At 45.5% G+C, this 26,704-nt stretch carries 24 protein-coding genes; 11 read left to right on the forward strand and 13 right to left on the reverse strand.

What is annotated here, in order from left to right:
- Window positions 1–2: 2 nt before the first annotated feature.
- The 5 genes from HMPREF0671_RS00865 to trpS are packed head-to-tail and all read right to left on the reverse strand — an operon-like array spanning window position 3 to window position 5,986.
- Window positions 3–875 (reverse strand): decaprenyl-phosphate phosphoribosyltransferase, encoded by an 873-nt coding sequence (locus HMPREF0671_RS00865; protein ID WP_036896083.1) that lies wholly within the window; start codon window positions 873–875, stop codon window positions 3–5.
- A gap of 4 nt (window positions 876–879) precedes the next feature.
- Entirely contained in the window at window positions 880–1,923 is a 1,044-nt protein-coding gene (locus HMPREF0671_RS00870; RefSeq protein WP_052052724.1) for an acyltransferase, read from the reverse strand.
- Window positions 1,924–1,927: 4 nt separating this feature from the next.
- Window positions 1,928–2,980 (reverse strand): acyltransferase, encoded by a 1,053-nt coding sequence (locus HMPREF0671_RS00875; RefSeq protein ID WP_036896192.1) that lies wholly within the window; start codon window positions 2,978–2,980, stop codon window positions 1,928–1,930.
- Between the two features lie 12 nt (window positions 2,981–2,992).
- Window positions 2,993–4,843, reverse strand: coding sequence for a phosphoethanolamine transferase (locus HMPREF0671_RS00880; RefSeq protein ID WP_036896086.1), 1,851 nt, complete (start codon window positions 4,841–4,843; stop codon window positions 2,993–2,995).
- Window positions 4,844–4,900: 57 nt separating this feature from the next.
- Window positions 4,901–5,986, reverse strand: coding sequence for a tryptophan--tRNA ligase (gene trpS / locus HMPREF0671_RS00885; protein ID WP_036896088.1), 1,086 nt, complete (start codon window positions 5,984–5,986; stop codon window positions 4,901–4,903).
- Window positions 5,987–6,260: 274 nt separating this feature from the next.
- Between trpS and HMPREF0671_RS00890 the strand changes: the two genes are divergently transcribed.
- Window positions 6,261–7,331 (forward strand): metallophosphoesterase, encoded by a 1,071-nt coding sequence (locus HMPREF0671_RS00890; protein ID WP_036896090.1) that lies wholly within the window; start codon window positions 6,261–6,263, stop codon window positions 7,329–7,331.
- Between the two features lie 9 nt (window positions 7,332–7,340).
- Window positions 7,341–7,664, forward strand: coding sequence for an MGMT family protein (locus HMPREF0671_RS00895; RefSeq protein WP_036896092.1), 324 nt, complete (start codon window positions 7,341–7,343; stop codon window positions 7,662–7,664).
- A 116-nt stretch (window positions 7,665–7,780) separates the two neighbouring features.
- On the opposite strand, the gene HMPREF0671_RS00900 is transcribed toward HMPREF0671_RS00895, so the two are convergent.
- Genes HMPREF0671_RS00900 through pta form a run of 3 tightly spaced genes read right to left on the reverse strand, consistent with a single transcriptional unit; the run spans window position 7,781 to window position 10,209 of the window.
- Complete coding sequence (locus HMPREF0671_RS00900; RefSeq protein ID WP_156958346.1) at window positions 7,781–7,957, reverse strand: hypothetical protein; 177 nt, start codon at window positions 7,955–7,957, stop codon at window positions 7,781–7,783.
- Window positions 7,958–7,972: 15 nt separating this feature from the next.
- The gene (locus tag HMPREF0671_RS00905) at window positions 7,973–9,172 is read right to left on the reverse strand and encodes an acetate/propionate family kinase (protein ID WP_036896096.1); all 1,200 of its coding nucleotides are present in this window, start codon (window positions 9,170–9,172) and stop codon (window positions 7,973–7,975) included.
- Window positions 9,173–9,192: 20 nt separating this feature from the next.
- On the reverse strand, window positions 9,193–10,209 hold the full coding sequence (gene pta, locus HMPREF0671_RS00910; protein ID WP_036896098.1) for a phosphate acetyltransferase: 1,017 nt from the start codon (window positions 10,207–10,209) through the stop codon (window positions 9,193–9,195).
- Window positions 10,210–10,372: 163 nt separating this feature from the next.
- On the opposite strand from pta, the gene HMPREF0671_RS00915 reads away from it, so the two are divergent.
- The gene (locus HMPREF0671_RS00915) at window positions 10,373–12,127 is read left to right on the forward strand and encodes a GNAT family N-acetyltransferase (RefSeq protein ID WP_036896100.1); all 1,755 of its coding nucleotides are present in this window, start codon (window positions 10,373–10,375) and stop codon (window positions 12,125–12,127) included.
- Window positions 12,128–12,143: 16 nt separating this feature from the next.
- Here HMPREF0671_RS00915 and cdaA read toward each other — a convergent pair whose 3' ends face one another.
- From cdaA to HMPREF0671_RS00940, 5 genes are all read right to left on the reverse strand, one after another.
- Window positions 12,144–12,908, reverse strand: a complete 765-nt coding sequence (gene cdaA / locus HMPREF0671_RS00920) for a diadenylate cyclase CdaA (protein WP_036896101.1) — start codon at window positions 12,906–12,908, stop codon at window positions 12,144–12,146.
- Entirely contained in the window at window positions 12,898–13,734 is an 837-nt protein-coding gene (gene folP / locus HMPREF0671_RS00925; RefSeq protein ID WP_036896102.1) for a dihydropteroate synthase, read from the reverse strand. The genes cdaA and folP overlap by 11 nt, the downstream gene beginning before the upstream one ends.
- A 354-nt stretch (window positions 13,735–14,088) precedes the next feature.
- Window positions 14,089–14,595 (reverse strand): hypothetical protein, encoded by a 507-nt coding sequence (locus HMPREF0671_RS00930; RefSeq protein ID WP_036896104.1) that lies wholly within the window; start codon window positions 14,593–14,595, stop codon window positions 14,089–14,091.
- A 155-nt stretch (window positions 14,596–14,750) separates the two neighbouring features.
- Window positions 14,751–15,743, reverse strand: a complete 993-nt coding sequence (locus HMPREF0671_RS00935; protein ID WP_036896106.1) for a GNAT family N-acetyltransferase — start codon at window positions 15,741–15,743, stop codon at window positions 14,751–14,753.
- A 20-nt stretch (window positions 15,744–15,763) separates the two neighbouring features.
- The gene (locus HMPREF0671_RS00940; RefSeq protein ID WP_036896108.1) at window positions 15,764–16,591 is read right to left on the reverse strand and encodes a glycerol acyltransferase; all 828 of its coding nucleotides are present in this window, start codon (window positions 16,589–16,591) and stop codon (window positions 15,764–15,766) included.
- 323 nt (window positions 16,592–16,914) lie between these two features.
- Here HMPREF0671_RS00940 and mraZ point away from each other — a divergent pair, with 323 nt between their 5' ends.
- From mraZ to HMPREF0671_RS00985, 8 genes are all read left to right on the forward strand, one after another.
- A complete protein-coding gene (mraZ, locus tag HMPREF0671_RS00950; RefSeq protein WP_036896112.1) occupies window positions 16,915–17,361 on the forward strand; it encodes a division/cell wall cluster transcriptional repressor MraZ in 447 nt (148 codons plus the stop codon).
- 79 nt (window positions 17,362–17,440) lie between these two features.
- A complete protein-coding gene (rsmH, locus tag HMPREF0671_RS00955; RefSeq protein ID WP_084589694.1) occupies window positions 17,441–18,460 on the forward strand; it encodes a 16S rRNA (cytosine(1402)-N(4))-methyltransferase RsmH in 1,020 nt (339 codons plus the stop codon).
- The gene (locus HMPREF0671_RS00960; RefSeq protein WP_156431012.1) at window positions 18,457–18,906 is read left to right on the forward strand and encodes an FtsL-like putative cell division protein; all 450 of its coding nucleotides are present in this window, start codon (window positions 18,457–18,459) and stop codon (window positions 18,904–18,906) included. Before rsmH ends, HMPREF0671_RS00960 begins: the two co-directional genes overlap by 4 nt.
- Window positions 18,907–18,913: 7 nt before the next feature.
- Window positions 18,914–21,070: a penicillin-binding protein gene (locus tag HMPREF0671_RS00965; RefSeq protein WP_036896115.1), complete on the forward strand. Its 2,157-nt coding sequence runs from the start codon at window positions 18,914–18,916 to the stop codon at window positions 21,068–21,070.
- Window positions 21,071–21,138: 68 nt separating this feature from the next.
- Complete coding sequence (locus HMPREF0671_RS00970) at window positions 21,139–22,590, forward strand: UDP-N-acetylmuramoyl-L-alanyl-D-glutamate--2,6-diaminopimelate ligase (protein ID WP_036896117.1); 1,452 nt, start codon at window positions 21,139–21,141, stop codon at window positions 22,588–22,590.
- A gap of 61 nt (window positions 22,591–22,651) precedes the next feature.
- Window positions 22,652–23,920 (forward strand): phospho-N-acetylmuramoyl-pentapeptide-transferase, encoded by a 1,269-nt coding sequence (gene mraY / locus HMPREF0671_RS00975; RefSeq protein ID WP_036896119.1) that lies wholly within the window; start codon window positions 22,652–22,654, stop codon window positions 23,918–23,920.
- A gap of 48 nt (window positions 23,921–23,968) precedes the next feature.
- Entirely contained in the window at window positions 23,969–25,300 is a 1,332-nt protein-coding gene (gene murD, locus HMPREF0671_RS00980) for a UDP-N-acetylmuramoyl-L-alanine--D-glutamate ligase (RefSeq protein ID WP_036896121.1), read from the forward strand.
- On the forward strand, window positions 25,301–26,581 hold the full coding sequence (locus tag HMPREF0671_RS00985) for an FtsW/RodA/SpoVE family cell cycle protein (protein ID WP_036896123.1): 1,281 nt from the start codon (window positions 25,301–25,303) through the stop codon (window positions 26,579–26,581).
- Window positions 26,582–26,704: the final 123 nt, after the last annotated feature.

A 26,704-nucleotide genomic window follows, 5' to 3' on the forward strand; every position in this document is an offset into this window, starting at 1 on the left:
TCCTAATATATAATCACTAAGAAAAACAGTATCCATGCCACCACTATCAACTGCATGAAACGGTCGGCTAAAAGTATCTTTGTGGGGTCTCCACTCTTCTTATCGACCACCGTTACTTGAATATAGCGTAACAATCCCACCAATACGAGGATAGAAGTGAGATACAACGAGTCTGTTCCGAAACGCTCGGTAACTTCCGAACTCACTGTATACATGATGTAACAAACAAGTGTTACGGATGCTGTGATGGTGATAGCTTGGTTGATGAACGTGAGATTATAGCGACTGGTATTCTTGCGTGGAGCCTCTCCCGTCTCGTTCATACGCACGACATCGTCGCGCCGTTTAGCGAAACTCATGAACAAGGTGACCAAGAATGTCATCAAGACTATCCACTTACTCAACGCAACATCGGTAGCCATGCCACCGGCCAAAAGCCTCAATACGAAGCCAAAGGCCACGATGCACACATCAATGATGGCATATTGCTTGAGTCGGGCACAGTAGATGAGGTTCATCACCCAGTAAGCCAGCAACACACCACCAGTCTCGTAACGATGAGACGGGAGCAAAGCCACAAAGCCAAGACCAAGCAAAAACAGTATGCCCATAGTCATATAGGCCTGCGCGATAGACACTGCTCCCGACGCAATGGGGCGATGACACTTCACCGGATGGCGTCGGTCATCGGCCACATCATATATATCGTTGAAACAATAAATGGAAGAAGCGACCATACAATAAGCCAACACGGTGATAATACCGGGTATAAGGACATTTGGATGAAGCAGCTGACCACCGAAAAACAGGGGTAACAGCACGAAAAGGTTCTTCGTCCACTGCTTCGGACGTATTAGTTTGAGGAGTTGTTTCATGGGCTTATAATATCATTTTTTCCAATTGTCGGGCTATCCACATAACAAGTTTGGCAAACAACCAAGCCACCGGCAGGGTGATAACGACGCATACTAAGAACGTCGGCCAATAGCTCCAACGAGCCGGAATATACGCTAATACGAAATGTTGATGTACAAGATAGGCTTCCAAACTCAATGCTCCGACAAAGCTAAAGAAGCGATTGAACCACGCAGGAGTGCGTCGGAAGACACGATTCAACAGTAAAATCGATGTAATAGTGAGCGGAATATAGAGCATACGCTCAATAAAAAGAGGGAACTTTCCATGCAAGTTCTGCTCCATAAAGATACTAGAGAAGAGCGTCATAGCAAATGTCAGGAGTATCATCCAAATGGATGCACCGTCCATCGTATCCTTTCTTCGCACGCTTTCTCCCATATTGATGCCGATGAAATAGATGGGAATGCGACTCCAAAATATCTCTAAATGCCCCACAGTAGCATGAATGGGTGTCACATATTGTACCAATACACACCACAATATCATCAATACGGGCAACCAACGATAGATGGGATGGCGTCGAATCAATTCCATGTAAGAGGGCGTAAAAAGGTAAAGCATCATGATGGCAGGGATATACCAAAAGGTTAACTCGTCGTGTAACCAGAAGTCCCAATTGATGGTGATGTCGCCAATGAGGTCTATCCATGCCGCAACATCGCCTCCATGGAAGCGCGGAATATAGTAGAGCGAAGCCGCAATGAGCCATGCCGGATAAATACGGAGAAACCTTCGCACCATGAAATGACGTACCGAGGGAGTGCGAGTCCACGAAAACCACAGCCCAATTCCACTCAAAAAGAGAAACATATCGACTCCTACATTGCCCATTCTGCGCAATCCGAAGAACATATCCCAACGAGGTAACCCCACATGAAAGAGGATAATAAAGAGCATGGCAGCCCCCATCAGTTCACCACGGAATCGACTGATGTTTGAAAGTTCTATATCTTTGAAGAGATCGTCTTTCAATTTGGTCAATGAACCAAGTCTCTTTTCGCTCATAAGTTCAAGGATTTGGGATACGTTTCAAGAGTTCGCGGAAGAGCCAAGCCATGCAAATAGAAGCCACAACATAAAGAAGCAAGCCTGTATAGATGTCGCCTTGCCGGCTGATAGGAATCAATATCTTACGAGTCAACGGATGGCATATGAACAGAGCTGCGCTAATAGAGCCCACCCAAACAAAATGATTGAAGATTAGAGGGAAACGTCCCAACGACTTCACCAAACCGATACTGAAGCTGCAAATAAACACCGGGACGAAGTACCATAGCTGATAATTGTAGCTAAAAAAGACGATGCAAAGTGCCGAAACCACCATCATCATGTCGTAAGCACGGTTACTAAGCGCACGACCATAGCGAGAATAGAGCACTCCAAGGCCGAAAGGAAGCATTCCACCAATCATGTTATAACGCAAACGGTTGAGGGTTTCACCTCCCGAATCACAGAAAACCTGAAGCAACCAACACACCATGATGGCACCAACCGTCCATGTCCAAGGTCTGCGATAGATGACAAAGCGGTAGAATATGTACAATTGCAACATCAAACCAAAAAACCAATAGGGGCCCGGCCAGATGATTTTATCAGGCGACGGTAACAGATTGTTGAACATACCCAGTTGTGCCACCACATCCATGAAAGCATAATGATGCGCTCCGGGAGTGATTTGGTCTACCAAAATAAAAGCTACAAAGCCCACAATCATCATCTTGAAGAGCTTCAAGAAGTGGGTACGAACAAAGTCGTATGGTCTTCCTGCCTCCTTTACGGCATACTTCTGCTCTAGTCCGTAAGCACTCAAAAAGAGGAAAACGGGTACTCCGTAATGGCCGAAAAACGATAAAATATGCACAGGCAATAGCCCATCGGGATGCACAAGTACCCGACTCAACCAGTCTACATTATGTTGAAAATACTGATATTCATTCTCCTGTACGATGTGTCTAAGCCAATGTGAGTAGTTATGCATCACGATAGCGATAATGGCAAGGCCTCGTAATGCGGAACATTCTGCCCGCGAAAGGAGCGGCGGGGTGGCTTGTGGAGATGTCATAGGCATCACTTTTTATTTCTTTTGAAGATAGTTCAACCTCAACAAATCATAGTCGGCGGTGTTCTTGAGGATACGTTTCCGCCCCTCATCGTATTGAGGACTCAACACATTATAGGCCGCTTGATAATACGGTGTATGGATTCCAGCCAAGTAAAGCAACAAATGTGGTAGCGCATCGGTCATGTACTTACGATTGCGGGCAGCTACTATCTCCCTGTAAATCTCCGGATGTTGATGGGCATAACGGGGTGAACAATAAATCCAAAAAGGTATCTCGAATTCGTATTTTGCCAACGGATAGTCAATGGCAGAACTGTGATTACGGCATATAAAACCGCGAGTTTCCTCGTAGCACTCTTCTCCATGATCGGGCATATAAATCACAATGGCATCGCGATTTTCAAACCGTTGGATGATTTGATCGACCACCGAATCGTTGTATAGCACCGCATTATCGTAAAAACTCAGTATCTTTCGCCTGTTATCATTGAGTTCCGGACGCTTGTCTTCATAGCTGCTTGCATAGAATTTCGTTTGGTTTCGCGGGAAACGATCACGATAATTAACATGCTGTCCTAGCAAGTGAAAGATGGTCAAGTTATATTTTTTATCCTGTTGACGTAGTCTATCATAATCTCTTAACAAGTCTTCATCAAATCGATGGAGACTATCGTTGCGCGTATCAAACTGTGCTTTGCTCAACACTGGATTGTTTAAGAAGAAGCCACCACTAAAGTCGTAGACTGCCTCCTTGGCTTTCGGGAGGAACTGATTGGTGATAAACGTGACATGATAGCCGGCTTTTCTGAACAGTTCGGGGAAGAGTGGATAGTCGCACCACTCCCCTTTCTGCCCGATGACATGGGTAGAAAACACGTTCTTAAAGACGAAACTAGTGAGATTCCAACACGAGACAACATCGGTAAAAGGCACCAATCTGCCACTTTTCTCACGGGCAATCTGTCGCGGAGTGGTCGGCATGAAGTATCCATACTGCTGTGAATGATGTCTACCGAGGCTCTCACCGATAATCAACACGATCTCTGGAGAGCGATAAGAACAACTGTCCACCTGCACCTTATCAGCCGAAGCAATGAGCTTATCTATCTGTTGTGAGGCCAAAGAATTGGCATATACGCTAAAAACCAACCTCTGCATGGGGGTGAAAAGTACCGCGTGGTCTTTAGCCGTAAGTGTATGTTCCACATCACCGATGTTACTACCGGTCATCAATTCCACTGTAGCCACCTTGTTATGTGCACTCGTGATACCACCCCAAACTAGTAGAACGGTCGTCAATAAACCCATAACAGGGGCACCCCAAGGCATATTTGGCAATCCTTTAGCGGGATTATTAATGATTTCGCGAGTAAAAGTTTGCTTTACATAGCGACTCCACCACTTGCGACAAACCACCAAGATATGCACCAATATCAACAGCAATACCCACCCCACGCGACTAAACATCACGTCGGGAGAGAGTGTTGAAGTCAAGAATTCGCGTGCTTCGCGGCCGTTAGTCTCATCTACCAGCAACAGCATTGTGGGCGTAATGGTCGAGTCGTACTTCACAAAACAGTAGGTATCTACAAGAGTTACCGCATACATCACGACATAAAACACAGCCCTTGCCACCGCTCTGAACTTGCGAGGAAGCAGTGCCAACACCACACAAGCAGCATAAACTTCGAGCAACATTTCCAAATAGAGGTTATCATAGACCCTTGCCCAACTCGTATTAGGCAATGTGAGCCATGCGCTGAGAATTCCCAACGCATACATGAAAACAAAAAACAGCGCGTTCAAGCGAATCGGTAAGAAGACGACCTCAAACATTCGCCGTAGCAAGTTAACGATTTTCATCGGCTACCTATATTTAATATAGACATCTATTTGGATATTTCGAGTTTCTCGTCTCGTTTATTTGCGGAAACGTTCTGCTTGCTGACGTATCAGTTCGGCATCGTTGAAATAGTCTATACGCATAGCTTTACGCACCTCATCCATGGTCTTTGCTGCCACTTCACGAGCATCTTCCGAACCTTTTTTAAGGATGTCGTAGATGGCAGGAATATCTTGTTCAAACTCATGACGGCGCACCCGAATAGGCTCCAACATCTTATTGAGAATCTGATTCAAGAACTTCTTGCATTTCATATCTCCTAGTCCACCGCGTGTATAATGGTCTTTCAGTTCCTGAAGATTCTTATATTCCGGCCAAAACTCAGCGAAGTCATCATCGGTAGAAAATGCATCAAGATAAGTAAACACTGCATTTCCCTCCACTTTTCCAGGATCGTCGACACGTAAATGGTCAGGGTCAGTATACATCGAACGAATCTTCTGCCATACCGTGTCGGCATCATCGCTCAGATAGATACAGTTACCAAGGCTCTTACTCATCTTCTCTTTGCCGTCGGTACCGGGCAAACGGCGAGCCGTAGCATTCTCCGGCAGCATGATATTGGGTTCTACAAACACCTCAGAATAGGTCTGATTGAAGCGACGAGCAATCTCGCGGGTCACTTCCAACATCGGTTCTTGGTCTTCACCAGCAGGAATCGTCGTGGCATTGAAAGCCAAAATATCGGCTGCCTGACTCACGGGATAACAGAAAAAGCCCAATGGTATGTTGGCTTCAAAGTTGCGCATCTTAATCTCTGTCTTCACCGTAGGATTGCGCTGAACGCGAGATACCGTGATGAGATTCATCAAATAAGTAGTCAATTCGGCCAATTCAGGTATCTGACTTTGTACATAGAGTGTACACTTATCGGGCGACAAACCTGCTGACAAATAGTCCAATGCCACTTCAATCAAGTTCTGTCTAATCTTCTCCGGGTTATCGGCATTGTCCGTCAATGCCTGTACGTCGGCCATAAACACAAACATACGGTCGTAGTCTCCGGCCTCTTGAAGTTGCACACGACGACGCAATGAACCAATATAATGACCGAGGTGTAATTTTCCGGTGGGTCGGTCGCCCGTCAAAATAATTTTTCCCATTATCTATGCTTTATATTTTTCTCTTTGTCTATTCTGCAAAGATACGGCTAATTCAAATAAATCCCAAACATAACGAATAAAAAAGGGGCATACAAGATTCTACATCATCAGAATACATCTGAATCTTACAATTGCAATAGGAGCCCTTAATCCTAGCCCCATACCATATAAACTAACATAAGCTAGACTAATTATAAGTATCCACAAATTTGGTGAACATCTAGATTCTTTGTAACTTTGAGGCTCTTCATTTATAATCATATACCTATTTAACATGAAACATAGCTTATTACTTACGCTTTTATCAGCCTGTTTCCTTACAGGCATGGCGCAGCAACGAGCAGACCGCCAATCGCTCAACGACCCCAATTCATTCTCTTTCATACTCATGGGCGACCCGCAAGGATATACCAAGTACGATGTCAATCAGCCGCTGTTTGAGCTTTGTACAGCATGGTGTGCCGACAATATAGACCATCTCAACACAAAGGCTGTACTCCTGACCGGCGATTTGGTGGAACAAAACGAGAATTATGTGCCCATTCCAAGGATAAGCAACCAAACGAGTAAACAGATGTGGGAGTGGGCTTCGCACTGCATGAAGCGTCTTGACAACCGCGTTCCCTACATTATCTCTACCGGAAACCATGAATATGGTTACGTAAGAGGAGACGAAGGATTCACCCATTTCCCAGAATATTTCCCCATGGAACGCAATTCCAAATGGAAAAACTGCGTGGTTGCCACCTATCCCAATCGCGAAGGTAAGGTATCACTCGAAGATGCTGCGTATGCTTTCCACGAGAAAACATGGGGAGACATCTTAGTGATTGCCTTAGAATGGGCACCACGCGATGAGGTATTAGAGTGGGCTAAGAAACTTGCAGCAGACAAAAAATACAAGGATTACAAAGTATTTGTAATCACACATTCATTCTTGAAAGGACGAACAGCCGAGCGAACAGCTAACGAGAATTACAAAATCAAGCCGGCAAACTACGGCAAGGATATATGGGAGAAGTTGATTTTCCCCTCATCCAATATTCGTCTTGTTATCTGTGGACATACCGGTCAACCGGGGTCATTTGAAGATAATGTAGCCTACCGATGCGATAAAAACACTGCAAACAAGTCGGTTCACCAGATGATGTTCAACGTACAATGCCTTGGTGGTGGTTGGGAAGGAAACGGAGGAGATGGATGGCTCCGCATATTAGAGTTCAACCCCGATGGAAAGACTATCAGTGTTAGAACCTATTCTCCATTATTCGGCATCTCGTCTACTACCAAACAATTTGCTCATCGCAAAGGAAAATGCGATGAATTCGACATAAAGATAGACTAAAAACAGATAATGCCACGCCCTCAACACGATACTTTCTACAGCGACATATATAGTATGGTAACGCAAATACCGGCAGGACGTGTCGTCACTTACGGCGAACTGGCACGTCTAGCCGGTTGGCCTCAACATGCTCGCATGGTGGGACGAGCACTTAGAGAAGTCCCTCCAGCCCTGCATTTACCTTGTCACAGAGTTGTCAATGCGGCCGGTCGAACGGCTCCGGGATGGGTCGAACAGCCTCAACTCTTGCGTTCCGAAGGTGTCGCTTTCAAATCTAACGGATGCGTAGATATGCGAGTCTCGGCATGGAAACCATTGGAATCATTCGTCTGAAGCGCCTCAACTACGTGTCACTAAGAGGGTACCTGAAAGAACATCAATAGCAAAAAGGACTCTTATATATCATACAAAGAAAATAGCGGAGGGCGTTTAACGTTCTCCGCTATTAATTATTTGAGCAGATTCAACTTATGTTTAGGTTCCAGAATCTGATGTACTTTCACAGTGTTACCCTTTTGTTTGAGAGTAGCGCTATCTTTGATGTCGCGGCTGGAAGCACCCACCTTAAATGTATATACGCCCGAATCAGTTACCCAAGCATTTGGCTTCTCATTGAAAGAAGCCAACTCCAACTCACTTATTTACTTTCCTTGAACCAATGACATGGTATCGCGAGCAATCACAATCTCCTCGTCTGTCGGGATCACGCAGACTGTAACCTTACTGTCGGGGGCAGAGATGATAGCCTCTTTACCACGCACATTGTTGGCCTCGGCATCCATCTTAACACCCAAGAATTCCAAACCTGAGCAAGACTGCAAACGAGTTCCAACTTGGTTTTCACCTACACCGGCTGTCCAAACGATGATGTCGACACCACCCATTGCTGCTGCATAAGCACCGATATACTTCTTAATACGATAGTCGTACATCTTCAAAGCCAACTGAGCACGCTCGTTTCCTTCCTTGGCAGCGCTTTCTATTTCGCGCATATCGCTAGAGATACCGGTGATACCGAGTACTCCGCTCTCTTTGTTTAAGAAATCGGCCATCTCTTGCGGCTTCTTTCCGAGCTTGTCCATGAGATAAGTTACAGCCGACGGATCAATATCGCCGGAGCGCGAACCCATCATCACACCTGCCAAAGGAGTAAGTCCCATAGAGGTATCTACGCACTCGCCATACTTCACAGCAGTTACACTCGCACCGTTACCGATATGGCATGTAATGATTTTCTGGGTCTTGATGTCGCGTCCCAAATACTCACACACACGCTGAGAAACGTAGCGGTGGCTAGTTCCATGGAAACCATAACGACGTACATGGTACTTCTCGTAGAGCTCGTAAGGCACGCCATACAAGTAAGCGTAGTCGGGCATGGTAGAATGGAATGCGTTGTCGAAGACGCAAACCTGCGGAGTTCCGGGCATCAAAGCGTCTACAGCGCGGAGTCCACGTAGGTGTCCAGCGTTGTGAACAGGTGCCAAATCGCACAGTTCTTCGATTCCCTCTTCCACCTTTTCGTCTACGATGACGCTCTGGCAGAACTTATCTCCACCCTGCACGATGCGATGTCCGACAGCATCTATTTCCTTCAAATCCTTGATAGCACCTATTTCCGGGTCGAGCAAGCACTTGAATACGAAGTTCACGCCTTCCTTATGGTCGGGCATGTCATGCATAATCTTCTTCTTATCACCGCTAGGTAACGTTACTTTGATGAAAGCCTCGTCGAGACCGATACGCTCTACACCACCCTGAGCCAGCACGGCTTCGGTATCCATGTTGTACAACTTGTACTTGATAGAAGAGCTACCACAGTTCAATACTAAGATATTCATATATTCTACTTTTATTTGATTTAACGAGACTTTACGGCATCTTGTGCCTGACAAGCAGTGATGGCAACCATGTAATAAATGTCTTCTACAGAACAACCACGGCTCAAATCGTTCACCGGACGAGCAATACCTTGGAGGATTGGACCGATGGCGATGGCGTTACCCAAGCGCTGAACGAGTTTATAACCGATATTTCCAACTTCCAAGTTGGGCACTACGAGCACATTGGCATTGCCTGCAATAGCACTACCGGGAGCTTTCTTCTGACCTACGGAAGGTACCAAAGCAGCATCAGCCTGCAACTCTCCGTCGACTTTCAACTCCGGACAACGCTGCTTTACCAAGCGTGTTGCCTCAACCACCTTATCTACTACTTCGTGCTTAGCACTTCCCTTGGTAGAGAAACTCAGCATCGCTACACGTGCTTCTTCAAACCCTGCCACGCTTTGAGCGGTTGCTGCGGTACACACAGCTATCTGTGCGAGCTGGTCGGCATCGGGCATTGGCGTCACGGCCACATCTCCCATAACGATGACACCATCTTCTCCATACTGCTTCTGCTCTGTTACGAGTAGCATAGCACCACTGACACAGGTGATACCGGGAGCACATTTAATAATCTGTAGAGCCGGACGAAGGGTATCACCGGTCGTACTTAATGCACCGGAAATCTGTCCGTCGGCACCTTCGGTCTTGATAATCATACAGCCAAGATACAAAGGATTCTTCACCAACTCGCGTGCCTGCTCAATGGTCATACCTTTTTTCTTGCGTAGCTCTGCCAACTGTTCGGCATATTCTTCGCACTTGGGATTGTTCAACGGGTCAATGATGGTAGCCTTATCAATATGGGTTAAGTCCCATGCCTCGGCTAGTTTATGTATTTCATTGGGATTACCAATGAGGATGATGTTAGCGATGTCGTCGGCCAAAACACGGTCGGCTGCTCTCAAGGTGCGCTCTTCAGTGGCTTCAGGAAGCACAATACGTTGCTTATCTGCTTTTGCTCTGGCAACGATTTGTTGTAATAAATCCATAGTTTTATGTTATGATAATTCTATAATATGTTCTGTGGGATGGCGTCACACAGCCCGTTTTGCCACTCCCACTTTGCAAAATTAACAAAAATAAATGACACAGTATTTGTCTATCGGATAAAAAAACATAATTTTGTAAGAACGAAACTATCATTTCGATTACATGTTAAAATTCAAAGCTTTGACCACTGCCGACAAGCAGATTATTCAGGATTATACCCTCTTGGGGGAACGCCAAAACTGCGATTTGTCATTTGCCAACATCTTCAGTTGGCGATTTCTATATAACACCGAGTGGACAATCGTAGACGATTTCCTTGTTTTCAGATTTTATACAGGTCAGCATTTGGCCTATATGATGCCTATTCCACATGCTAAAATCGACGCCGATGGAAAACGGAAGGTAGAGATTTGCGATGAATGCTCGGCTCATGTGATTCGCGAAATACGCAACGATTCCATCGCTATGGGTCATCCTTTCTTGATGTTAGGAGTGTGTAACTTCTGCGTAGACATCATTGAAAATGCATTTCCAGATACATTCAGCATCACCCCCGACCGCGATTACTCTGATTATATCTATCTGCGAAGCAAGTTGATAACGCTTTCCGGCAAGAAATTACAGAGCAAACGAAACCACATCAACAAGTTTAAAAGTCTCTATCCCGACTACGAATATCGTGCACTCACCACCGACATGATACCTGAATGTCAACGACTGGCGGGTGAATGGCGAGCCGGCCAAGAGGATGATACCGAAGGACATAGCATCTATAGCGAGATGCGTTCGATGACAAGGGCGTTCGACCACTGGGACGAACTGGGCTTAATGGGCGGCACGATATGGGTAGATGACAAGTTGATAGCTTTCACTTACGGCACGCCTATCAACCAAACGACGTTCGATGTATGCGTAGAAAAGGCAGATACCAACTACGAGGGAGCTTTTACCATCATCAATCAAGAGTTTGCCAAACATATTCCAGAACAATATATCTATATCAATCGCGAAGAAGATATGGGCGACGAGGGACTCCGTAGAGCCAAACTGAGCTACAAACCGGATATTCTCTTGGAAAAGAACGTCATCATGGAAAAACGTCCACTGGCTCAGTTTGAAGACCAAGGTCGTATCAAGGAAGAAGTAATGAAGCTGTGGAAAGACACTTTCCACGACTCCGACGCGTTCATCAAACTCTATTTCGACCGCGTATATCGCCCCGAATACAACATTTGTTGCCAACTCGATTACCATGTTTCGGCCGCTCTACAAACCTTGCCTTACCCACTTCTCTATCACGGAACGGAGGCTAAGACGGCTTATATCAGCGGAGTGAGCGTGGAAGAGGAATCGCGAAAGCAAAATATCGGCAGCAACTTGATGGCTCAAGCCCACTTCAATCTGTTCCATCACGATGTAATCTTCGCCACATTGATACCTGCCGAGCCATGGCTCTACGACTGGTATGGCAAACAAGGCTACGCCCGTTGCATCACATGTAAGCCCAACCCGACCGATGCGGCAACTGTTTCTTTCGCTGAATACGACAAGCGTCAACGCGAGCGTACATGTACATTATTACATAGTGAAGAACAACTGGCCGTGGCACAAGAAGACATTCGACTGGCAGGCGAACACTACAAGCCAACCACAGAACCTATTCCCGGTATGCTACGCATCATCAATGCCAAACTGGCATTGCAATTATGGGCCGAGCAACATCCCGATGCCAAGTGCTCAATACGTGTCAAGCACGACCGAGACATACCGATGAATAATGCTTATTACATCATCGAGAATGGACAAGTAAGAAAGACCGATGAACCGGATTCAAACGCAACGGTTATGCGAATGGCTCAACTGGCAGAATTCATTTTTGCCGATGAAATGGCGGAAATGGAGCTTATGTTGAACTAAAATACCGAGAGCATCTTTACATCTCTTGTGTTAAGATGCTCTCCAATTCCTCTGCCGAGAGTCGAAGATGGAACTCTCCCTTGATAGCAACGGATATACGACCTGTCTCTTCAGACACGACTACGGCAATGGCATCGCTGCTTTGCGATATACCCATGGCCGCCCGGTGGCGCAATCCCAACTCCTTGGGAATATTCAAGTCGTGAGAAACAGGCAAGATGCACCCCGCAGCCTTGATGCGCTTCTTCGATATAATCATGGCACCATCGTGTAATGGCGAGTTCTTGAAAAATATATTCTCTATCAACTGTTGGTTGATATTAGCATCAATCTCATCGCCCGTAGCCACAATATCATCAAGAGGAGCCCCACGCTCTATCACCATGAGGGCACCAACTTTACCGCGCGACATGCTCATACAAGCCAAAACAATCGGAATTATCGACTCTTTATCTACCTTCGTCTCATCCCTGCTGGTAAAAAACTTAGTGATTCTCTTGAATCGTTGATGTGCTCCAAGGGTATAAAGAAACTTGCGTATCTCTTCTTGAAAGAGCACAATAAGTCCGATAACACCCACACTCACCAACTTATTGAGGATAGCTCCGAGCAGACGCATCTCTAATACCTGACTCACAAAAAGCCAAACGAGTACGAATACCATGATTCCGATGAACACATTCAGCGAACGGCTCTCCTTCATCAAGGTGTAGATATAGTAGAGTATCAGCGCTACTAGAAAGATGTCAATTACATCTTTTATTCCAAAGTCAAAGGGCATAAGACATATTTAGTTCATTTACAATTTTTACCGATTCCATCGCTGCTTTCACATCATGTACGCGTAAGATGCCGGCACCTTTCATGAGAGAAATCGTATTCAGCACCGTGGTACCGTTCAACGAGGTCAATGGTGTTCCACCTATCAATTTATAAATCAGCGTTTTACGCGATATTCCTACCAAAATCGGTAGTTCCAAGACCTGTAACTTTTCTGCTTCTTGCATCAATTGATAGTTTTGTTGCAGCGTTTTCCCAAACCCATAACCGGGATCAAGGATAATATCTTTCACTCCAAAGTCGCGTAATTGCTGTACTTCATCGGCGAAAGCTATCAACATTTCTTTCAATGTAGGCTTCACAGACATCAAGATATAAGGTACTTTCAACTCTCCAACAGTAGCAAACATACTCTCATCTTCGTGGATAGGTTGATTTACGATACCTGTCAATCCGCCTTCCGATACATCGTTGATAATGTCGGCTCCCCACTCTTCTACACACTTTCGCGCCACACGGGGGCGATAAGTGTCTACCGAAATAGGTAGTTCCGGACATTCGCGATGTACAATTTCCAATGCAAACTGTAGTCGACGCGCCTCCTCTTCTTCACTTACTTCCGATGCTCCGAGACGTGTAGAAAAAGCTCCTACATCCACGATGGAACCGCCCTCTTTTGCAATTTGTTGCACACGTTCGGCTATCTCAGCCTCCGTTTGTTTCCTGCTTCCTTCAAAAAAAGAATCAGGTGTGATGTTCACAATGCCCATCACTTTCGGCGTAGAAAGGTCCATGAGTTGACCACGTACATTGATTGTATAGTCCATGACAGCTTTTTTATTTGACTTTCGCAAGTTTATACATAGCTTAGAATTGATGGGAGATAACGGAAAGTAACCGGAGATAACGGACATTTGTCCGATAACTCCTCCTAACTCCCTTTAACTCCCGATAACTCTAAAGTTGAGCATACATGCGAAACTTAAATCTTTTATATAACGACAAAAGTAAGAAAAAAGCACGAAAACAACAAAAATAATTCACTGCAAAGGCACTTCAGCGATACTGCGAAGCCCAAACAGCATTACTGAAAAGCCGAGACAGCAATATTGCCGAGCCGCTGCAGAAACCTCTCCCCATCCCTCTCTCAAGGAGAGGGAGCCGCCGATAGACTATCATCATTACTTTTTAATCAGCGAAGTCTCTTTATCCGGCATACGCAACCTAATGGTATCGCACTTCCAAGTTTTTACTTTCCATATCAAACGTTGCATACAATGACGGTATTCTGCAGGATAATAGAGTGCGAGAGAATAGAGTTTACCACCTCGTTGAATACCATGTAAATAGTAACGATAATCTTTTAAATCCTCCATTTCGCCCTCACGAATGTATTCCAATCGCCGTTGATCGTCCGCATCAGACACCTTGCTTTCCAATATGACGTTCATTTCGTGGGCATGATAGCCAAAAGCCACAGAGCCATCCGTTCGCTCTTCGCGTACAAAGAAGGAAGGATACATAAAGGTATAACAATAATTAGAATCTACAAATTTAACCCATTTCACCGCATTCATACCTTCTCGAAATGCCTGAGGAAACGGTCTTCTATCACCTATGGGCATCAACCATTGCACCAATAGACATATAACAACAAACAAAGTAAAGGCTATTAAAATCTTTTTCATTTGCAAATCACTAAGGAACTATTTGCAAATATAAGAATTTCCAATACAAATCACAGGACGAGCCTGTATTAAAAATCAGGAAACAAACTTAATAATAGTTCCCTATCAAAACAAATAGGGGTGATGGACATCCACGTACCATCACCCTTATTTATTTAATCTTTATCTTTATAAATCACATTGTTTGCACCACTTGTGATTTTTAGAGCTTCCGGATGTTCCTTGATGAAGCTATCAATATGTCGAACTCGCTTATCTTCCAATATTTCATCGACTGCTATCAAGATACCGGTCTCTTCCACATCACCGAATCCATAATTGATAGCAGTGCCGAATAACTTCATTGTCGGACTGAGATTCATATAAGCATTTACCAATGGAGGAATATTATAACCTAACTTGCGAATCTCGCGATTCAATATTCTATAATCTGCACGGAAATCAGTTTCTGTGAATATTGCCTTTAGTTCTTCATCAGAAGTCTCTATTTTGAGCGGTTTCATCGGTAATATGAGACGCTCTTTATCATCGAAATGCTTCTTCAAGAAGTAAAGTATCATATCGCGACCACGACGGATATAAGAAGGATACATCGTCATCTTACCGAAGAAATATTTCAGTTTGGGATTGATAACCGTCAACGCGCCTAGCCCATCCCACAGATTATCGAGTGCAAAAATAGATTTCGTGTTCGTACGAACATTCTGATATTCAAGCGAAACAAACGATCGTCCTAGCTCAACCGTGTACGGCATATAGTTTTTGATGAACTCATCAGAGAAGTGGAACATATGACTTGTGGCCAAAGCCGGTTGCCCATTATCGTTCAATTTCCAGTCAGCCCCATACTGATAACGGTATCCTCCGATAATCTCATCGGCATCGGGATTCCACACGATCAACTGTTTGTAGCAATTATCGCCTACATCAAACTCATCGATATCCATCGACTTACCCGTTCCACCACCTGCAGTACGGAAAGCAATTTCACGTAATCGCCCTATCTCGCGCATTACATAAGGAGAGTCGTTGCCCGTAACAATGTAGATTTCATTGTGACTCTTATTGGTCATACGGAACTGCTTGTCGGGCGTTAATTCGCTCTTGAGCAACTCTTTACTGACAGGCTGGATAATCTCTTCTTCCATTTGCTCTTATTTGGTCTTTATTATAGTTCATAAACACGGTCTTCGACAAATTTCGCCCATTCCATCGAAGATTTGCTTTTATCAAAAGTTTGCCAAGGAATAGGTTTTCCTATAGCTACCCGAAAAGTCTTATGCACATTCTTGTACATCTCGTCGACCAAAAACAACATGGCTACATTGAATTTCAATCCGAGCGCTTTACAGGTATTAGCAATGCGATAAAACTTTTCAGAATTTTGTCCACCGAAGTGAATAGGCACTACATCTCGCTGATATTCCACACTCTTTGAGATGAATGTTTTTTTCCACGGGATGTCGTGTATCTGCCCATCTATCTTGCGACTACAAAGTCCTGCAGGAAACATCAACATGTGATTATCGCTTTGGAAACCCGCTTCTACCATCGCGGGAAAGTTGCGACTCTGACCTCCTGTCTTATTAATACCAATGCTTACAGGCTTCAATCCCGGCAGATTGAGCAGCAAATCGTTTACCAAATAGCGGAAACGACCATCATAATGCCGCCCGATGATAGAACCTAATGCTACCCCATCGGCACCTCCCAAGGGATGGTTGGATACGAAAGTGTAGAGTTTTCCATCGTCTTTATCGGGTAAGTTCTCCACGCCAACGATGTCGAGTGTCATATCAAGATACCGAACACATTCTTCAAGCCACTCGGTTCCCACTTTATCCCGGCTTTCCCAAAGATAACGGTTTACCTCGTCTTGATGAACAATGTGCTTGAGCCACGAAACAACAAAGCCGGGAACATACTTAACCTTTGCTCCCATCTTGCTTTTCAGAATATCATCAATATCGATAGTATTCTCTATACTTTCACTCATTCAACTAACACTAACTACATGCAAAAATAACATAAGTTTTTTAAATAAGTTACATTTAGTCTGTTTTTTATTATTATTTTTTGACGAATGTAAGATGTACGACATCACCACACACAAAAAGCTAAGCATTAACAGCAAAGTAAGCGCCTTTTCACCTATGGAGAATGGTGTTTTCAACCACAAAAAATCAAAGCTTTCAAAGCGCGTCACTACAGCATTAAAAACAAAAAACGAGAGTTTAAAAAAGATTTGTGGGGAAAAGTGGAGAATAATGGGGAATTTTATGTATCTTTGATGCGAAATTTCATATTATATAAGAACGCATGCGCTTTTTAGGTAACATAGAGGCTAAAACCGACGCCAAAGGCAGAGCTTTTCTGCCGGCTACATTCCGCAAGGTGCTTCAAGCATCGGGCGAAGAAAGCCTCATTATGCGCAAAGATGTATTCCAGCCCTGCTTGGTATTGTATCCAGAATCTGTTTGGAACGCACAACTTGACTTCTTACGTCAACGTTTAAACCGCTGGAACGCGAAAGACCAGCAAATCTTTAGACAGTTCGTATCCGACGTAGAGATACTGACGCTCGATGGGAATGGGCGTTTTCTGATTCCAAAACGGTATCTGAAGTTGGCCGATATTGAGCAAGAAATCAAGTTTATCGGCATGGATGATACCATCGAAATATGGAGTAGACGCACTGACGACAGGCCTTTTATGAACAGCGAAGAGTTTGGAAAAGCGCTGGAAGCTATGGGAAAAGAAGAATAAAGATACAAAATACCACCCATAGCAATTTTCTCCGGTTCTCTCACCAAAAGAGATAGCAAAGGACATAAGAAACAAATATATGGCAAAAACCAAATATCATCAAACAAGATCAACAACCAATAACCCCCCTTCCTCCTTGGGAGAAAAAGAGGGAGAGGTGTTATATCACACCCCTGTATTGCTCCATCCCAGCATCGATGGGCTAAACATTCACGATGGCGGGGTGTATGTTGATGTTACATTTGGCGGTGGTGGTCATAGCAGAGAGATTCTTTCGCGATTGCCACAAGATGCTCATTTATACAGTTTCGATCAAGATGCCGATGCCGAGCAAAACATCTACCAGTCAGAAGATGGGAATGAGGCACAAGCTATAAGATTCACCGACGACCCACGATTCACCTTTGTACGTTCCAACTTCAGATATTTGAAGAACTGGATGCGCTATTATGGTGTGGAACATATAAACGGACTACTAGCCGACTTGGGCGTTTCGAGTCACCACTTCGACGATGAGACCCGCGGATTCTCATTCCGTTTCGACGGTCCGCTCGATATGCGAATGAACAAAAGAGCTGGTATGACGGCCGCAGACATTGTAAATGACTACCCGGAAGAGAAGTTGGCTGATATCTTCTATTTGTATGGCGAATTGAAAAGCTCGTATCGTATCGCCTCAGCCATCGTCAAGAGCAGAGCTACGAAACGCATTGATACAACACAAGATTTTCTAGCCGTGATGGAGCCCTTGTTCAAACGCGAACGTGAAAAGAAAGATATGGCACGCTTGTTTCAAGCCCTACGCATAGAAGTGAATCACGAAATGGATGCACTCAAAGAAATGTTGACAGCCGCAAGCGAACTGCTATGCGAAGGTGGAAGACTGTCGGTCATTACCTATCACAGTTTGGAAGACCGTATCGTAAAAAACTTTATGAAGGCCGGGAACGTAGAGGGGAAAATTATACAAGACTTCTATGGTTGCATAGAGACACCTTTCACACTCGTCAACAACAAAGTGATAGTACCCGACAACAATGAACAAACAGTTAACCCACGTAGTCGTAGCGCCAAATTAAGAATTGCTGCAAAGAGATGAACAAGACAGAACAAGACATAGACATAAAGAAGAAAGAGGCTATAGAGAACACCGATACAGGTTTATCTCTTAAAGAAACCATTGAGGAGCAGGCCAATGAAGACGAAGCTCCCCACTCTTCCGACTTCACACTGCGCAAAGTGTTGGGTGGCGACATATTGACTACACAAGCCATTCGACGCCAAATATGGGTATTTCTGCTTATCACTTTCTTTGCCATCGTGTACACAGCAAATCGCTACAGTGTACAGAAAGACCTGATAGAGATAGACCGTTTGAACAAACAACTGCAAGATACGAAGTATAAAGCCTTATCGAGCAGCAGTAATCTGACGGAACTTTGTCGCGAAAGTCATGTACTGGAGATGCTCAAAAACAGCAACGACAGCACACTAAAGATAGCTAGCCAACCCCCATATATCATCAATGTGCCCGACGGGAAATAAGTGATTCATGAGTAAATTTGAATATAAGAAGATAATGCCTCGCTACAGTGCCATCGCCATCGTGATGACATTGATAGCTCTTGCGGTGATTGGGAAGACGCTATACCTCATGACTGCGAAGCGAGACTACTGGATGCGGGTGGCCGAACGCGTCAAAAAAGACAGTGTAAGCGTGAAGCCTGTCAGAGGAAACATCCTAAGTTGCGACGGTCAACTGATGGCTAGTTCGCTTCCGGAATTCAAGATTTACATGGATTTCAAGGCACTAAGCGACGCCGGTAATGATTCACTGTGGGATGAAAAAGAGGATTCTATCTGCCAAGGATTAGCTGCTATCTTCTCCGAAAAACCTGCATCGGCATTCAAACGCGAGTTGGCTGAAGGCAGAAGCAAGCAGAGTAGGAACTGGCCGATATGGAGTAAGCGCATTGACTACAACACTTTTACCGAGGTGAAAGCTCTCCCTGTATTCAAACTTACATCTTATAAAGGTGGATTCCATTACGAAGAATTCAACGCTAGAAAGCGGGCTTTTGGTTCTTTGGCAGGCCGTACCATCGGTACGATGTTTGGTGCTAAAGATACCGCGCGATTTGGATTGGAACTCTCTTATGACTCCATCCTACGTGGAACAAACGGTATCATCCACCGTCGCAAGGTGCTTAACAAGTTCCTTGACATCATGGACACACCTCCAATAGATGGTGCCGACATCGTAACAACCATCGATGTGGGTATGCAAGACTTGGCCGAACGCGCCTTACTCGACGAGTTGAAGTTCATCAATGCCAATGTCGGTGTAGCCATCGTAATGGAAGTAGCTACCGGCGACATCAAAGCTATCGTGAACATGGAGAAATGTGTGGATGGCGAATACCGCGAAATACACAACCATGCAGTGAGCGATTTGCTCGAACCCGGTTCTGTTTTCAAGCCCGCTTCCATCATGGTAGCTCTCGAAGACGGCATGGTAGACACCTCATATACCGTAGAGACGGCCGGCGGAGTGTGGCCTATGTACGGCAGAGAGATGAAAGACCATAACTGGCGACGCGGCGGTTACGGGCTCATCACACTTCCCCAAACACTGATGTACAGTTCAAACATCGGTGTAAGTCGCATTGTTGACGACCATTACCATAACAATCCGGAAAAGTTTATACGTGGAATATACCGTACAGGACTTGCCGACAATCTGCATATACCGCTTGTCGGTGCCACCACGGCACGTATACGAATGCCTAAAAAGAACAGCCGTGGACAGTATACCAACTGGAGTAAAACCTCATTGCCATGGATGAGCATCGGTTACGAAACGCAGATACCGCCTATTTCGACCCTTACATTCTATAATACGATAGCTAACAACGGTCGAATGATGCGTCCGCGATTCGTCAAACAAGTCGTAAAAAATGGCGAAGTCATCATGGATTTCCCACCACAAGTGATGCGTCCACGTATTTGTAGCGACAAGACCTTGCACGAAATACAGACTATATTGGATCACGTTGTGAGTCAAGGACTAGGTAAGAAAGCCGGTTCGCCATCTTTCAGAGTGGCAGGTAAGACTGGTACGGCACAAATTTCGCAAGGTGCAGGAGGCTATAAGACCGGTCAAACCAACTATCTGTTGAGCTTCGCAGGCTACTTCCCCGACGATGCACCGCGCTATAGTTGCATCGTTTGCATCCAAAAGAGTGGCCTACCGGCATCGGGTGGCGGCATGAGCGGAGTAGTATTCCACGATATTGCAGAAGGTATTATGGCTCAAAGTCTGAAACTTCACGTGACGGACGCACGCGATTCGGCCTCCATCTTCGTCCCCGATGTAAAGGCAGGCAATATATTGGCCGCTGATTATGTGCTGTCTCATCTAGGCATTAGCGCCAATAAAGGATGGGGAGGATCGTATGCTGACGGGAATCCTATATGGGGAAAGGCTCGTATTCAAAGCAAGAACAGTGTGAATTTGACACGCGAGAAGACCTACGGACATCGCGTTATACCCGACGTACACAACATGGGAGCCCGCGATGCGGTATTCTTATTGGAGAGCAGAGGGGTGAAAACCTACCTCATCGGACGCGGAAAAGTAGTGAAACAATCACTCGAGCCCGGTCACAAGATAGCCAAGAAAGAAAAAATTGTACTGACTTTAGAGTGAATATAAATATAAGGTGAGAGACAGAAACCAAAACATCTGCACACTCATCTACAATGATAAGAAAGATAATGAAACTAACAGAATTACTGAAAAACGTCAAGCCTATCCGCTTGGAAGGCAATGCCGACGTTGACATCACAGGAGTAAACATCGACTCACGACGCATTGCAAAGGGTCATTTGTTCGTTGCAATGAGGGGCACACAGGTCGACGGACACAAGTTTATACCCAAAGCCATTGAGCTAGGGGCAGTTGCCGTGCTCTGCGAAGACATGCCCGAACAACCCACCGAAGGCATCACTTATGTGCAAGTGGAATCTACCGAAGATGCAGTAGGCAAAGTAGCGACCTTATTTTACGGCAATCCTTCGCACAAACTGAAGCTCGTCGGTGTCACCGGAACAAACGGGAAAACCACCATAGCCACCTTATTATATAATATGTTTCGTAAGTTAGGCTATAAATGTGGGCTTCTCTCGACCGTTTGTAACTACATAGAAGACGAGGCAATTCCTACAGATCATACCACTCCCGACCCCATTGAGCTGAACATGTTGCTCGGTAAAATGGTCGAAGCCGGCTGTGAATATGCATTCATGGAGTGCTCTTCTCACGCCATTGCACAGAAACGTATCGGAGGATTGAAGTTCACTGGCGGCCTATTCACCAACCTTACACGCGACCATTTGGACTATCACAAGACTTTCGAAAACTATCGTGATGCCAAGAAAGCATTCTTCGATGGTCTCGGTAAAGACGCTTTTGCCATTACCAATGCCGATGATAAGAACGGCATGGTGATGGTTCAAAACACCAAAGCGACTATCAAAACCTACAGCACGCGCAGCATGACCGACTTCAGAGCGCGTATCTTAGAGTGCCACTTCGAAGGAATGTATCTCGAAATCGACGGCCGTGAAGTAGGCGTACAATTCATTGGCAAATTCAACGTGAGCAATCTGTTGGCCGTTTATGGCGCCGCCATCATGCTAGGACAAAAACCTGAAGACGTATTGGTGGTCATGAGCACACTCCATAGCGTTAGCGGTCGCCTCGAACCCATCCATTCTCCCGAAGGATTTACGGCCATCGTAGACTATGCCCATACCCCCGATGCCCTCGAAAATGTACTCAACGCCATCCACGAAGTGCTCAATGGAAAGGGACAAGTGATTACCGTTTGCGGTGCAGGTGGTAACCGTGATAAGGGCAAACGTCCACTAATGGCGCAAGAAGCTGCGAAACAAAGCGACAAGGTCATCATTACAAGCGACAACCCTCGCTTTGAAGAGCCACAGGATATCATCAACGACATGCTCGCCGGACTTAATAATCAACAACTCAAGAAAGTTGTCAGCATCGTAGACCGGAAAGAAGCCATCCGCACAGCATGCATGATGGCGAAAAAAGGCGATGTGATTCTCATTGCCGGAAAAGGTCACGAAGACTATCAAGACATCAAGGGCGTAAAGCACCACTTCGATGATCGCGAGATTGTAAAAGAGATTTTCAACAATTAATAAAAACGATTAGCCCCATTAGACCAATAGGACTAAGTATCAACCCAAGAAACAATACACTATGCTATACTATCTTTTCAGATTTCTAGAAGAATATGGTATCTCCGGTTCACACCTCTGGGGCTACATCTCTTTCCGTGCCTTACTGGCTCTCATATTCTCTTTGGCCATCTCAGCATGGTTCGGTGAGAAGTTCATTGCTTACCTGAAGAAGAAGCAAATCACCGAGACCCAGCGAGATGCAAGCATCGACCCGTTCGGCACCAAGAAAATTGGTGTTCCCTCAATGGGCGGTATCATCATCATTGTTGCCATACTTATCCCCGTATTATTACTCGGTCGACTCCGCAACATCTACCTCATCTTGATGATTATCACCACCCTTTGGCTCGGTTTCCTCGGTGGAATGGACGATTTTATCAAGATTTTCCATCGCAACAAAGAGGGTCTCAAAGGTAGATACAAGATTATCGGACAGATTGGTATAGGCCTTATCGTAGGATTGGTATTATGGATGTCGCCCGACGTCAAGGTCAATGAGAATATCGCAATAAAGAAACAAGGACAGGAAATCGTGGTCAAACACCGTGCCGACAGTCGTAAATCGCTCAAGACCACCATTCCTTTCTTCAAGGGACACAACCTCGACTATTCACGTATCATGAGTTTTTGCGGTCAATATAAAACTGCAGCCGGCTGGATACTCTTTGTCATTATGACTATTTTAGTGGTCACGGCCGTGTCCAATGGAGCTAACTTGAACGATGGAATGGACGGAATGTGCGCCGGCAACTCGGCCATCATAGGCGTCGCACTGGGTATCTTAGCCTATGTGAGCAGTCATATCGAGTTTGCCTCCTACCTCAATATCATGTATATTCCCGGCTCCCAAGAGTTGGTGGTATTCATGTGTGCTTTCGTCGGAGCACTCATCGGATTTCTTTGGTATAACGCTTATCCGGCTCAAGTATTCATGGGCGACACCGGTTCACTCACCATTGGAGGTATCATCGGAGTTGGTGCCATCATCATACACAAGGAGTTATTGCTGCCTATCTTGTGCGGAATATTCTTTGTTGAGAGCCTCAGCGTCATTATACAGGTGTACTATTTCAAGTTAGGTAAGCGTAAGGGTATCAAGCAGCGCGTCTTCAAGCGCACGCCGATACACGACAACTTCCGCACCACCGACGACCAACTAGACCCTGAATGTCGCTACCTCATCTCGCGACCACATGGTGCCAAGCACGAGGCCAAGATTACAATACGCTTTTGGATTATCACTATTATCCTCGCAGCATTGACTATTATCACATTAAAAATCAGGTAACAATCCACTAGACTCTACAGTCTAAGCAGACTAATAAGTATTAGCAACATGAGCAGAATCGTAGTTTTAGGAGCAGGAGAAAGCGGCGCAGGAGCAGCCGTACTAGCTAAGAAAGAAGGATTCGACGTATTTGTATCGGATATGTCGGCCATCAAAGACCGATATAAGAAGATGCTCGACGACCACGGAATAGAGTGGGAAGAGGGCCGACACACCGAAGAGAAGATACTCAATGCCGACGAAATCATCAAGAGTCCGGGTATTCCGAAGGAAGCACCCATGATTCAGAAGATTCTCAAGCAGGGCATTCACATCATCAGCGAGATTGAATTTGCCGGTCGTTACACCCAATCCAGAATGGTATGTATCACCGGTAGCAACGGCAAAACCACCACCACGTCGCTCATCTACCATATTTTCAAGACAGCAGGTTACGATGCTGGACTGGCAGGAAACATCGGTAAGAGTCTGGCTTTGCAGGTAGCCGAAGACCCACACGAATATTATATCATCGAATTGAGTAGTTTCCAACTCGACGATATGTACAATTTCCGTGCCAACATCGCCATCTTGCTCAACATCACACCCGACCATTTGGATCGCTACGAGTTCAATATGCAGAACTATGTAGACGCCAAGATGCGCATATTGCAAAACCAAACCGAGGAAGACAGCTTCATCTTCTGGGGCGACGATCCCATCATTAAGCGCGAACTAGAGAAATACGACATCAAAGCCGTGTTGTGTCCGTTCTCCGAGATCAAGGAGAAAGGCTCTATCGGATATATCGAAGAGGGACAATACAAGATAGAATATCCCACTCCGTTCAACATGGAACAAGAGGAACTATCGCTCACCGGCAAGCATAACATATACAATAGTTTGGCCGCCGGCATCGCTACCAACATCGCAGGTATCAAGAAAGAGATTATCAGAAAGAGCCTGAGCGACTTCCCCGGCGTCGAGCATCGCTTGGAAAAGGTTTGTAAGGTGCGTGGCGTACAGTATATCAACGACTCCAAGGCCACCAACGTAGATGCTTGTTGGTACGCACTTGAGAGCATGAAGACACCTACCGTACTCATCATCGGAGGCAAAGACAAGGGTAACGATTACGACCAAATCAAGGCATTAGTAAAACAAAAATGCCGTGCCGTAGTCTATCTAGGTGCCGACAATCAAAAACTCCACGACAACTTCGACACCCTCGGAGTAGAGATTCGCGACACCCACAGCATGAAAGACTGCGTAGCTGCCTGCTACGAACTGGCTCAACCGGGCGACACCGTACTCTTAAGTCCCTGCTGTGCAAGCTTCGATTTGTTCAAGAACATGGAAGACCGAGGCAAACAATTCAAGACATTGGTAAGAAATCTATAAATGGATAAGAAACTAGCAAACATCTTCAAAGGAGACAAGGTGATATGGATGATATTTTTCTTCCTCTGTGTCATCAGTGTCGTCGAGGTGTTCTCGGCGTCCTCTTCGCTCACATACAAGGGCGGAAGTTACTGGACTCCGATGATTAAACACTTGGGCATCCTGTTGATGGGTATCTTTTTCATGGTCGTTACCCTCAACATCAAATGCAAATATTTCAAGATTCTGACTCCTTTCCTTTTAGGTATTTCGCTCATCACACTGCTATGGGTGATTATAGCCGGGCAGTCTACCAATGGTGCCCAACGCTGGATAGGATTCCTCGGCATGCAGTTCCAACCTTCAGAGATAGCCAAGGGAGCACTCATACTGGCCACGGCTCAGATACTTAGTGCCATGCAAACACCCACAGGAGCCGATAAAAACGCGTTCAAATACATTCTCATCGTGTGTGCATTCATCGTCCCGCTCATCATGGTCGAGAATCTTTCCACAGCTGCACTCATCTGTCTAGTCATCTTCATGATGATGGTCATAGGACGCATACCCATGCCACAGCTAGGCAAACTGCTAGGTGTCGTGGCGTTGGCAATAGTCGGTGTCTTCACACTGGTGATGTTATTGGGTCATGCCAAGAACACCGAGAACACGAAGAAGAACCTCACCGAGGAGGTAGAAACGGCAGAGACAGAGAAGACCGCCCCCGGAATGCTAGGCAAAGTGTTCCACCGTGCCGATACTTGGAAGTCGCGTATCATGAAGTTCTCCGACAACAAAGAAATTAAGCCGAGCGAAGTAGATCTTGACAAAGACGCACAGGTAGCGCATGCCAACATCGCCATAGCCTCGTCAAATGTCATCGGTAAGGGCCCCGGAAATTCTGAAGAGCGCGACTTTCTGTCGCAGGCTTTCTCCGATTTCATCTACGCTATCATCATCGAAGAGATGGGTATCACGGGAGCTATCTTTGTAGCTGCACTCTATATCTTCCTGCTCTTCCGTACAGGTTACATCGCCAACCGGTGCGAGAACAACTTCCCTGCTTTCCTAGCAATGGGATTAGCACTGCTTTTAGTGAGCCAAGCGCTCTTTAATATGTGCGTGGCCGTAGGACTAGCCCCTGTTACCGGGCAACCGTTACCGCTGGTTAGCAAGGGTGGAACGTCGTCTATTATCAACTGTATCTACGTGGGTGCCATCCTCAGTGTGAGCCGTTCGGCCACCAAGAAGAAAGGAATTATCGACGAAAACAATGTCGCTAAGGCTACACAAATGGCTTGACCACAGACTGTAGGAATCTACATGGAATTGCTGCAATGCAAGAGCAACACTGCTGTTCGGCCTATGCAGCATCGCAGAAAAGCCCATGCAACATTACTGACAAGCCCTTGCAGTAATCTGCGA

This window comes from Prevotella sp. S7 MS 2 (assembly GCF_000762865.1).
In the GTDB taxonomy this organism is placed as follows: Bacteria; Bacteroidota; Bacteroidia; order Bacteroidales; family Bacteroidaceae; genus Prevotella.

Excerpts from the sequence above, each read along its gene's own strand:
- HMPREF0671_RS00930 (WP_036896104.1), bottom strand. The coding sequence starts at position 14,595 with ATGAAAAAGATTTTAATAGCCTTTACTTTGTTTGTTGTTATATGTCTA.
- HMPREF0671_RS00940 (WP_036896108.1), bottom strand. The coding sequence starts at position 16,591 with ATGAGTGAAAGTATAGAGAATACTATCGATATTGATGATATTCTGAAA.
- HMPREF0671_RS00960 (WP_156431012.1), top strand. The coding sequence starts at position 18,457 with ATGAACAAGACAGAACAAGACATAGACATAAAGAAGAAAGAGGCTATA.
- cdaA (WP_036896101.1), bottom strand. The coding sequence starts at position 12,908 with ATGCCCTTTGACTTTGGAATAAAAGATGTAATTGACATCTTTCTAGTA.
- HMPREF0671_RS00875 (WP_036896192.1), bottom strand. The coding sequence starts at position 2,980 with ATGACATCTCCACAAGCCACCCCGCCGCTCCTTTCGCGGGCAGAATGT.
- murD (WP_036896121.1), top strand. The coding sequence starts at position 23,969 with ATGAGCAGAATCGTAGTTTTAGGAGCAGGAGAAAGCGGCGCAGGAGCA.
- mraY (WP_036896119.1), top strand. The coding sequence starts at position 22,652 with ATGCTATACTATCTTTTCAGATTTCTAGAAGAATATGGTATCTCCGGT.
- rsmH (WP_084589694.1), top strand. The coding sequence starts at position 17,441 with ATGGCAAAAACCAAATATCATCAAACAAGATCAACAACCAATAACCCC.
- HMPREF0671_RS00985 (WP_036896123.1), top strand. The coding sequence starts at position 25,301 with ATGGATAAGAAACTAGCAAACATCTTCAAAGGAGACAAGGTGATATGG.
- HMPREF0671_RS00915 (WP_036896100.1), top strand. The coding sequence starts at position 10,373 with ATGTTAAAATTCAAAGCTTTGACCACTGCCGACAAGCAGATTATTCAG.
- HMPREF0671_RS00935 (WP_036896106.1), bottom strand. The coding sequence starts at position 15,743 with ATGGAAGAAGAGATTATCCAGCCTGTCAGTAAAGAGTTGCTCAAGAGC.
- HMPREF0671_RS00890 (WP_036896090.1), top strand. The coding sequence starts at position 6,261 with ATGAAACATAGCTTATTACTTACGCTTTTATCAGCCTGTTTCCTTACA.
- HMPREF0671_RS00970 (WP_036896117.1), top strand. The coding sequence starts at position 21,139 with ATGAAACTAACAGAATTACTGAAAAACGTCAAGCCTATCCGCTTGGAA.
- folP (WP_036896102.1), bottom strand. The coding sequence starts at position 13,734 with ATGGACTATACAATCAATGTACGTGGTCAACTCATGGACCTTTCTACG.
- HMPREF0671_RS00880 (WP_036896086.1), bottom strand. The coding sequence starts at position 4,843 with ATGAAAATCGTTAACTTGCTACGGCGAATGTTTGAGGTCGTCTTCTTA.
- trpS (WP_036896088.1), bottom strand. The coding sequence starts at position 5,986 with ATGGGAAAAATTATTTTGACGGGCGACCGACCCACCGGAAAATTACAC.
- HMPREF0671_RS00870 (WP_052052724.1), bottom strand. The coding sequence starts at position 1,923 with ATGAGCGAAAAGAGACTTGGTTCATTGACCAAATTGAAAGACGATCTC.
- HMPREF0671_RS00965 (WP_036896115.1), top strand. The coding sequence starts at position 18,914 with ATGAGTAAATTTGAATATAAGAAGATAATGCCTCGCTACAGTGCCATC.
- HMPREF0671_RS00905 (WP_036896096.1), bottom strand. The coding sequence starts at position 9,172 with ATGAATATCTTAGTATTGAACTGTGGTAGCTCTTCTATCAAGTACAAG.
- HMPREF0671_RS00895 (WP_036896092.1), top strand. The coding sequence starts at position 7,341 with ATGCCACGCCCTCAACACGATACTTTCTACAGCGACATATATAGTATG.
- mraZ (WP_036896112.1), top strand. The coding sequence starts at position 16,915 with ATGCGCTTTTTAGGTAACATAGAGGCTAAAACCGACGCCAAAGGCAGA.
- pta (WP_036896098.1), bottom strand. The coding sequence starts at position 10,209 with ATGGATTTATTACAACAAATCGTTGCCAGAGCAAAAGCAGATAAGCAA.
- HMPREF0671_RS00865 (WP_036896083.1), bottom strand. The coding sequence starts at position 875 with ATGAAACAACTCCTCAAACTAATACGTCCGAAGCAGTGGACGAAGAAC.